The organism is Salipiger sp. ABF4_146 (assembly GCF_056161345.1).
The window spans coordinates 48,502-56,126 of the sequence record NZ_JBSWYX010000029.1 but is presented as its reverse complement, the minus strand read 5'-3'; the positions used below and the strand labels follow the sequence as shown (position 1 = coordinate 56,126).

General features: G+C 54.6%; 7 protein-coding genes. 1 reads left to right on the top strand and 6 read right to left on the bottom strand.

Going from position 1 to position 7,625, the window contains the following annotated elements:
• A partial coding sequence (locus ACXAJT_RS25080) for a transposase domain-containing protein (protein WP_475240961.1) occupies positions 1-107 on the top strand: 107 nt, incomplete at its 5' end.
• A gap of 184 nt (positions 108-291) precedes the next feature.
• Here the strand turns inward: ACXAJT_RS25080 and ACXAJT_RS25075 are convergent.
• Genes ACXAJT_RS25075 through ACXAJT_RS25050 form a run of 6 tightly spaced genes read right to left on the bottom strand, consistent with a single transcriptional unit; the run spans position 292 to position 7,622 of the window.
• Entirely contained in the window at positions 292-966 is a 675-nt protein-coding gene (locus tag ACXAJT_RS25075) for a hypothetical protein (RefSeq protein ID WP_475240952.1), read from the bottom strand.
• Between the two features lie 18 nt (positions 967-984).
• Complete coding sequence (locus ACXAJT_RS25070; protein ID WP_475240946.1) at positions 985-1,353, bottom strand: response regulator transcription factor; 369 nt, start codon at positions 1,351-1,353, stop codon at positions 985-987.
• The gene (locus ACXAJT_RS25065; protein WP_475240943.1) at positions 1,350-3,347 is read right to left on the bottom strand and encodes an ATP-binding protein; all 1,998 of its coding nucleotides are present in this window, start codon (positions 3,345-3,347) and stop codon (positions 1,350-1,352) included. Before ACXAJT_RS25065 ends, ACXAJT_RS25070 begins: the two co-directional genes overlap by 4 nt.
• A 3-nt stretch (positions 3,348-3,350) precedes the next feature.
• Positions 3,351-4,283, bottom strand: coding sequence for a response regulator (locus ACXAJT_RS25060; protein ID WP_475240940.1), 933 nt, complete (start codon positions 4,281-4,283; stop codon positions 3,351-3,353).
• Between the two features lies 1 nt (position 4,284).
• Positions 4,285-5,706 carry a hypothetical protein gene (locus tag ACXAJT_RS25055; protein WP_475240938.1) on the bottom strand — a complete coding sequence of 474 codons (1,422 nt, stop codon included), beginning with the start codon at positions 5,704-5,706 and terminating at the stop codon, positions 4,285-4,287.
• Complete coding sequence (locus tag ACXAJT_RS25050; RefSeq protein ID WP_475240933.1) at positions 5,703-7,622, bottom strand: glycosyltransferase family 2 protein; 1,920 nt, start codon at positions 7,620-7,622, stop codon at positions 5,703-5,705. Before ACXAJT_RS25050 ends, ACXAJT_RS25055 begins: the two co-directional genes overlap by 4 nt.
• Positions 7,623-7,625: the final 3 nt, after the last annotated feature.

Below are 7,625 nucleotides of genomic sequence, written 5' to 3'. Positions count from 1 at the left end.
TCGAGCCCTTCGCCTACATCAAGGCGACCCTCGAAGCCATCGCCGCCGGTCACCCCGCCAGCAGGATCGACGAGCTCCTGCCATGGAACTTCAACCCGTCAAGCTGAACAGGCGTGCCGCGGTGACAGCGCTTACAATTGTTCCGATCGAACCTGACTGCCCCTGCCGTTGAAGAGAGCTCGCTCCCTCGGCAGTCGCCAATTGGGATGCCCCTATATAGAGAATTTGTGGGATCAATCTGTCGTATGGGGCGGCGCAGCGTGCAATATATGGAGAATATCGGAAACGAACTCAATAATTCGACCAGAATCCAACCTTGAGAGAGGTTATGTGATTATTGAACTGATATACTCCACCCAACTCGATGAAGCTGTCAGCACCAATTGGAAGAATCCGAGAGGGAGCTAAGGCAAGGGTGGCCTCGCCGCTGCTCGGTGAGGAACCCTGCAGTTGCGCGATAGTCAACGATCCGTTGTCGTGGTTGACTCCAAAGGTAGCATCCACTTTGACGAGACTCTCTCCTCCGCTGTATCGCGCATAGTTCGCATCAACGCCCATCCAGCCCTTCGCCCATGACGTCTCGTACGGGCGCCCCCATGACAACCCTGGCCTAAAAGCAGAGCGCCACCGCCCGGATACATCCGCCCCGCCGAGACCAAATTCCAAGGCTAGGAGGTTCTGCTCACCCAAGAGATTCAGCGGGGCCTGTATGAAGAAAATGGCGGAGCTGTCATCGGCTAAGAGATTTCTACCCGCATCAATCCCTAGAGTGATACTTTCGGTCATACCATATTCGTAGTAAAAGGAGCCGTAGTCCCCGTAATCCAATCCACCTACAGTGGATTGGATTGAAACCGATAGGAACGAACTACCTTGTTCACGCGGCCACGCACTGGCCAATACAACTGAAGGGTCAGATACCACAAGGCAGAACGCCAAAGCGCGATAACGTTTTCTGTGGATCACTATCTCATGTCCCCACTCTCATGTGCTTCTAGTGACGGATCGGATGTAATCCGCAAGCTTCAGCGGTTTGAAGGGTTTGTGCAGAACGTGGTCAGCACCTAGGCTAAGAAACTCAGCCTCCGCCTCCGCCGAGGTACGCGCTGTACACATAACGACGGTAGCTTTTCCGTTATCAGTGTTGGTGCGTGCAGCGCGCAGGACATCTAGACCATCTGGAGGTGGCATCATAACATCCAACAGCATGACATCGAAAGACTGCGTTTCCAGAAGAGCGAGCGCTTCCACGCCCGATCCGGCAAAAGTCGCCTCGATGTCGTCCTCCATTAAAATCGCCAGTTCGATTAACTCGCGGATATCAGACTCATCATCTACGAAGAGAACTTTCATGCGGTAGCATCTTTCGTGTTTCTAGAGCGCGGGAACGTCACCTCGAACGTCGTACCACTGCACTGGAAGCCATCTGCCTTAGCCTTGGACGTGACAGAGATTTCGCCTTTCTGCCGATGAACCAGTTCCCGAGTGATTGCGAGGCCAAGGCCGGTGCCGCTGACCTGCGTCTCTTCGTTGTGAATTGGCTTGGTGAAGCGGTCAAAGAGCCTGTCCGTCGAGTCACTTGGAATGCCAGGGCCCGAGTCTCTGATATAGAACGTGACTCTTTCAGGGGTAGTCCGGACCCCGACATAGACCTTTCCGCCGGGAGGGGAATACTTGATCGCATTGGAGATCAGATTCGAGAAAATCTGCTGCAACCGGACACGATCCAAAAGTAGCGTGGCGTCGTCGTCTGAACCTAGTGGCGTCGCAATTATGCTCACATCACGACCTATGCCGTAGCCTGAGTTGCTGGCTACGGCCTCATCCAAGGCCTGGCTTACCATCACTGGCTCAAGCTGGATGGAAAGCTGCTGCTGATCAATCGCCTGCAAAGTGAGAATGTCGTTGACCAATACCAAAAGCCTGTCGGCGTTGCGGGCGGCCATGTTAACGAGTTTTATAGCGTTCGATGGTAGCTGTTCTTTGTACCGGTCACGCAATAGGTCGAGCGCCCCAGAAAGCGATGTCAATGGCGTTCGAAGCTCGTGATTAACTGAAGTGATGAAGGACATACGCGCCTCGGAAAGGCGCTCATTTGCGGAGACGTCCGTAAGAACGCAGTAGGCGATATCGGAGCCGTAGAGATGAAGTTTCATGACCCGACACTGCACAATTTGGTCAATAGGCTCCGAGGTCGCGGGAAGATTAAGTATATAGGATGTAGGGCCCTCGGGCATTTGTTCCACAGAAGGAAGTCGGTCACGCAACCGCCTGACTGCAGTTTGGTCATTAAAGACATTTAGGAAATTTCGGGCAGCTAGGTTCGAGCGTTGCAGGGTGCCGATATCATCGAAAACGACGATGCCGTCCCCGACATTCTCGAAAATCGCATCGAACTCTCGTTGTGTCGTCTCTATCTTGAGCCGGTCCTGTTCTGATCGCCTTAGGCCATTAGCTAGCATGATCGACTGAGTTCTTGCGCGTACTGCCGAAAAAAGAACTGTCAGAAACAGCAGGCTCGCGGTCGCGCCGAAGGCTAGAGTGCGTTCCCAATAGCTACGCATCACCGCTGTGCGGGATCGGCTCACCTCAACCAGCAGCCCGAGGTTTTCTATTGGGTTGCTGGCGGTCATCAGCCGGTCAGGAGCCAGATCGCCGAGCATGGTTTCCGTTTCGAATGCTATTTCGCCATTGGTTGACAAGATCCGCACGAGCATATCTTCGTCTAGGTTTTGCAAAGACAGAAGTTCTGCAAAGTACTCTTCGCCCAGCGAAGAAGCGATGACACCGCGAACAGCTCCGGACCAGCTGATGACCGGCCATGCGATGGGGGTCAAGCGGCGTCCAGTTGCGCGCGAAGTGATGGGCTCGCCGATCACAAACTCGCTTGGTGACAGGCCGATGGCTTTCTGAAAATAGTTGCGGTCCGACAGGTTCAAGCCGACCAAGCTTTCGACTGAAGACCACAACACGAAGCCATCGGCGTCCAGAACAAGCAAGGCGTCGATCTGTGGAATCTCGGCCACCGAGCGCTGTAGCCTGTTTCCATAGATTGCGTCGATATTGGCCGACAACTCAAACGGCGTGTAGGCAATGTCTTCTATCGTTGACCACATCATTAGATTGGCCATTTCCAAAGATGCCTCCAGCGACTGTTCGAATAGCTCCGCGAAATGCGTCAACTGCTCCTGTTCTCGGTCTTCGGTGCGATGGTAGTCGGCCCAGCACAACATAACCATGCCGCTCATAAAGAACGCAGTGATGCTGACCATCAATATGTGAAACCCAACCTTAGACTTGCGCTGCGGCTCGGCATCTTCTCCGGGGAAGAACTCGGGACGTGACATGCCTTATCTCGGCTCCACCTCTGAACCGACGATCTGGATGAGCGAACTCGCGGGCCCAGAGGTCCGATCCGCCGCAGCGATAGCTTTGCCAAGCGCCGCCGCCGCAGGATCATTGCTAGGCGGCATCACCGTAGCGGCGATCGAAACAGGATGACTCGCCCAACCCTCGCGCACGCAGACAGTGCTTTCCGCGACGGCACCGACGAAGCGTTCAGCGAGGGATATCATCTTATCTTCGCTGAGATCGAGAGTAGCGAGACAGAATAAATCGCCACCCCAGTGGCAGAACATATGCGCGGCGGACACATGCACCGCACCGAGTGGAGCAGCCATGGTGCGGTAAAGCACCGCTGCCTCCTCAGGCGGCAGAACAGCACCATATTTCTGACTCATCACTCGAAAAACAATTAATCCCACTCGACTGAATTCATTTTCAGGAATCGCTTGTAGAGCTGCTTGGAATCCTGCCTTATTGTTAAGGATTTCCGTCATCTCAGCAGAGACTTCCCCGGTCTGTCGGCGCCCGCCACCCGTGGGTCGTCGGCGCTCAAGCTCGGCCTTCAAGCGAAGGCAGTTGCGCATACGAGACCGCAATTCTATTCGGTCGAATGGCTTGGTGACGTAGTCATTGGCGCCCGCCAGAAACGCATGGTTAAGTGTTTCCATATCCGCCCGGCTTGTCAGCATGATGATTGGTGTATCAGCCAGACGGCCAAGTTCGCGGACACGCGCACACAAATCAACACCATCAATTTCGGGCATCATGACATCAAGAAGCAAAAGGTCTGGCGTGACAGCTCCTGAACTCAGGTCCTCGAGCGCCTTGAGCGGGCTTTGGTAACAAATAACGCTTTCATAACCGATGTCCGCCAACGAAGCTCTTATGTATTCTTGCGCGACATCAGAATCGTCGACGGACATGATGTGGTATGCCATGTCAAAAACTCCCTTCAGGCCCTGTGTGCTCGAATACTCGCCAGCGGCTATTTTCGTAGATTTGGTTGTATCCCGGAACGCGATCTTGCTCGAACTGAGGAAAGCGAAGCAAAATGCGATCATCAATTTGCGATTGGCCTGACAGCTTCGCAACAACGACAAATGGCGCTTGCAGCAGCCCCCCTTCGAGCGCCCAATCGTAAACGGGATCACCTGAAATGACGAGCTGGGTTAAATCGCCCATGGCGACAACAATTTCCGGATTACGCTCTGCATCGACCATAACGCCAAGCTTGCCGTCGAGGAATGCGGCTGCCTGCGCAGTTGGATTTGGAATTTCAGGACCAACCGCCATACTTGCTTTCCACCATTCGCGACTTTCCGGGATCGATGTCTCGCGAAAAACATGCGTCGCGTATACAACTGTGGCAGTGAGAAGCGCTACGGAAATTGGGGTGCGCACCGCAGTCGGAGGCCAGAAACGTATCCCAACGGCAACAACTGCCATAGTCGGAGCGATGGCAACGATCGGATCACTTTCAACATGGAGATAAATATTGAGAGCATAGGCACCAAGCACAGACCCCAAAGCCGCAAAGAGTGGCATGAAAAGACTTGGCGTCATGATCGTGCGGAACACCGCTGCAAGCGCCACTGGCACGATCCCCGATAGCACGCGCAGATGCTCAGCCGCAGTAATCTGCGAAGGCCCTTCGATAATCTGTGGCACCAAGGTACTGTTGAAAATCGCGGAAACGAAAAAGAGCGACCCGAGTGCAGCTGCTACCGGATAGAACATGGCAAGAAGGTAGCCGAACGAGGAATTTGAAATCATGCTTGGCCGTGCCGCGACTATCAAGAACGGAAGCGCACCAAGACTGATCATCAGACCATAGTTGTCCGATAGAGCGACGATCAGTAGCCCGACAGCCACTTTCATCATGTCCGGAGCATTGCCGGTAATCCGCAGATTTACAATTCCCCGCGCAAAGACCCATGTCCCAAGCATTGTGAACATGCTTTCGGGACCGTCCGCTAGGGCCCTAAGAAAAAAAGGGTTGAGGCCGAGGAGGGCGACAATCATGCAGCTTCCAGTCAACGAGATCCCGCCATTGAGCCAAAGGTTCCGCAGCCAAAGGGCTAGTATTGCTGCTCCGAGGGCCGCAGACAAAAGGAAAGGCGAGGGAACGCCGGTTCCTCCCGCAAAAGACTGGATCATTAGAGTAAGGGCATAAGGCGCCGGCGGATAGAAGGCGTCGAATGGTATGAAGCGCCCCGCACTGCCGTTGTGCACAATCGCCTTGGCCCAGAGCTGGGTAACATCGGAGGACATGAACCCATGGGTTTCCATCCAGCCAAGTGCAAGCAACAGAGCCGAGAAGAGTACTAGGGCGAGAGCGGTCCATCCAGCAGCGCGCGTCATGTCATCGGGTCCCGGGCCCCGACCGCTTTATCGAAGCTCGTGGTGCTTTTAGCATTGGCCTCAGCGAGCTCTATAGCGGTATGTTTCGACAGGCCATGATTGGTTTTCTCCCAATAATAGGGATTGGAGACCAGCTGCCAGAGTGCTTTGTAAGCTGCGATGGTCATCAATACCCAGTAGCCGACCACCGTCACACCCCAGGGCGCGAGATCAGTCCAGTTTCTCCGAAAAGGAGCCACCATGGTCAGATATATTAAAAGACCATTTCCGGCGAGCAGGTTGACCAGGGACAGATATAGAACCGGCAGCGGGAAGTAGGCCTCGATCGCCAACGATCCGAAAACAAGCCACACCGCGAAAATCAGCCAGAAGAGAGGGTTGAGCAGACCAGAGAGGACTGTACCGCCGATGAAGAATACAAAGCCGAAGACCCCGGCCGACCCCACTGACCTCCAAAGGTGAACTGGACGCCGGGAATGCACCAAGAAGGTTTGCATATAACCTTTGATCCAGCGTGACCGCTGCCTGATCCAGTTTGGTATTGAGACGTTGGCCTCCTCATAGGTCGTGCTGTCGATAACGCCGACCCGGTAGCCTTTCTGGGTAAGGCGAATGCCCAGATCGGCATCTTCGGTGACGTTGAATGGATCCCATGCGTTCAGTTCTCGCAGGACATCCATTCGGAAATGGTTCGACGTTCCGCCCAGCGGTATCGGGATGCCCATTCTCTCAAGGCCAGGCAACATCAAGTCGAACCACAAGGAATAATCAAGCGTGAACATCCGCGTAAGCCAATTCTCACGGGCATTGTAATAATTCAGCCGGCACTGGATACAAGCCGTGTTGGAAGAGGACTGGTTGAACGCAGCCACGACCTTTCGAAGCTGGTCGGGTTCCGGCTTGTCTTCGGCATCAAAAATCACCAGGAGATCGCCTTGCGCATAGCGTAGCGCGAAGTTGCAGGCTTTTGGCTTCGTCTGAGGATGAGACTGGGGTACGCGCACGATCTCAAACACGCCCTCCAGATCGAGTTTTTCTGCAGCTTCGATTGTTTCGAGGTCGCCCTCTTCGAGCACAATCTTGATATCAAGCTTCGCCAACGGATAATCGAGATTGCGCAAGGCTTGGGCGAGGATCGGCAATACCTCGGGTTCGCGAAACATTGGAACTAGGACAGTGTAGGTCGGCAACTCTTCGTCGCGAAGCATCTGGGCTTCGGCGGCAATCGCTCGCGACGATGTCTCCTGTGCCGCTCCGCCGATCCAAACCAGCATCCCCTTGAACAGAAAATTTCCAGTATAGAAAATGGTCAGGAGAACGTTTAGCGCGATTAGGGTCGTAATCGGCGCAAAGGCCAACCCCAGCAACAGCGCCGAAAGAATAAGGTAGATCACCAATATCTGCGGCGGGGTCATCACCTGCTGCGCCGACATGTCAGGGTCCAGTTCAGCAAGGGCGTAGACAGCCTCGTGGGAGTGCTGGTCTCGGAAAGACTGTTGTAGCGCTGCCGAGATCTGCAAGTGTGACGCCACGACGATGCGTGCATTGGTGCCATAGAGTTCGCGTATATGAAGCAGCGTTCGCGGCCCGGGACGGGAGGTGGCCACGGTCACGCCCTTCGCGTCTTTCTTCAGGGGGATGGTCGAAAAGCGGTTCATTAGCCCGGAATCGAAACGCCGCACCAATTCATCGTCAGCCCGATCCTGGTCCAGATCGACCAGCGGAAGGTCGTGATAGATGGCGATCTGTTCGTATAGCTCTCGCGAAGTCAGCCAGCGCCGAGAAAGCAAGACCTGTATCAACGATACATTCCAGAGCTCGGCAAGGCCTTCGGCCTCGTCAAGCTGCTCTGCCTTCAAGACACCTCGCTCCAGCAGCAGCGTCCCGATCGCTTGACTCTCCGCATCAAGCTGCATCTG